Here is a 1,626-nt window from a genome sequence, read left to right as displayed (position 1 = left end):
GCGACGTGCAGCCGACGCGTCACCCCGGCGCCCCGTAGGGTGATGCCCCTCTGCACCGCCCGAGCGCCCCCGGCCCGGACGCCGCCCACCCGCCGCGCGGCCCGCCGTCACACCTGCGGCCGCAGGCCACGCCCCGGACGCGCGCGCCCGGCGCGGGCCCGTTGTCAGGGGGATGCCCTACGGTGGCGCCGTGGACGAGTACGGGAAGCGCGTCGAGTACGCGGTACCGGTCCTGCCGAGCCGGGACCTGGACGAGACCTCGGAGTTCTACGCCCGTCTGGGCTTCGAGCCGCGCGGGCGCTGGGACGGGGAGGAGGGCTATCTGATCGTCGTCCGGGGCACGGTCGAACTGCACTTCCGGTACGACCCCGGGGTGGACCCGTCGACCACGGCCGGCAGCTGCTACCTGCAGGTCCGGGACGCGGACGCGCTGCACGGGGACTGGGCGCGGCTCGGCGTGCCCACCGACCGGGCCACCGGCAGCCGGCTGATGCCACCCACCGACACCGGCCACCGGATGCGGGAGTTCGCGCTGGTCGACCGCAGCGGCAACCTGCTGCGGATCGGCAGCCCGTCCGGGCAGCGCTGAGCACCGACGCCGTCCGGAGGCGGGGCCGCCCAGCCGTCTGCCCGTCCGTCCGGTCCGAATACGAATACGCGCGGATCGGGGCTGCCGCGCCTTCTCGGGTCCTCCCGGGATTACGAGGACCGGCCGCACACGGGAGCGACCGGCCCTGCCTGTCGTACCAGCGGTCAGCCGGGCATCATGCCCATCTGCCGCATCATGGCCACCGCGTCCCAGCTCCACCAGCCTTCCTTGGCCTTGCCCTCCTCGAACCGCCAGATCGTCATGCCGGAGGACTCGATGATCTTGTGGCTGGCCGGGACGCCCATGTACTCGCCGATGTGCGTAGCGCGCCAGATCCAGCGGGTGCACACCTGATCGCCCTCGGCGATCTGGCTCCGGATATCGAAGGTGAAATCGAACGCGCGGCGGTAGCCCTCGATCATCTCCTTGACGGCTGCAGGGCCCACCGTGTCGCCGTCCACGGACGGGTCGTGGTCCCGGTAGTCCGGTGCGACCAGATCGTCGATGACGGACATGTCCCCGCCCGCGGGTTCCAGCAGCAGTCTGCGGGCCGCGTCCTTGAGGAACTGCTCGTCCCGGACCAGATCCAGGTTGGTGAAAGTGGGCGGCTCCTGGCACAGGGCCACCATCTCGCGGAAGATCCGGTCGGTTTCCGGCAGGGCGGAGTTGCGCATCGCCGCCTCGTACGAGGGGAACTCGACGATCTCCACGACGTGCCGGGCGTCCTCCCGGTCGGCACCGACCATCGTGTGGGTCGCGGTTCGCTTGCCCTGCGTCTGTTCGATCCAGGTGTCCATCAGCTGGTTGAGCTCGTCCGGCCGCTCCGTGCGGCACTCGACGATCTGCACAAAGGTCATCGTGAACCTCTCCTTCTGACACGCCTCGCCTACCGACGTGGCGACTCCACTGTGCCTGCGGGTGCGTCGCCTCGCGCTTCGGCGCAGGGGATCAGGCCCCGCCCCTGGATGCGACCCGCCAGCCGACGCCGCGGCGCCGCACCGCCACACCGCCGCACGGCGGAGAGAACGGACAGTGGG

General features: G+C 71.5%; 2 protein-coding genes. One reads left to right on the top strand and one right to left on the bottom strand.

The features are described from left to right. Positions 1-190: 190 nt before the first annotated feature. Positions 191-589, top strand: a complete 399-nt coding sequence (locus MCM47_RS40395) for a VOC family protein (RefSeq protein WP_238950968.1) — start codon at positions 191-193, stop codon at positions 587-589. A gap of 164 nt (positions 590-753) precedes the next feature. On the opposite strand, the gene MCM47_RS40390 is transcribed toward MCM47_RS40395, so the two are convergent. Then, positions 754-1,446, bottom strand: a complete 693-nt coding sequence (locus MCM47_RS40390; protein WP_238950970.1) for an ester cyclase — start codon at positions 1,444-1,446, stop codon at positions 754-756. Between the last annotated feature and the right edge of the window lie 180 nt (positions 1,447-1,626).

The sequence above is a fragment of the Kitasatospora sp. A2-31 genome, assembly GCF_022288725.1.
Classification (GTDB): domain Bacteria; phylum Actinomycetota; class Actinomycetes; order Streptomycetales; family Streptomycetaceae; genus Kitasatospora.
Note: the sequence above shows the minus strand (reverse complement) of the source record. Positions and strands in the feature narration are given on the sequence as shown.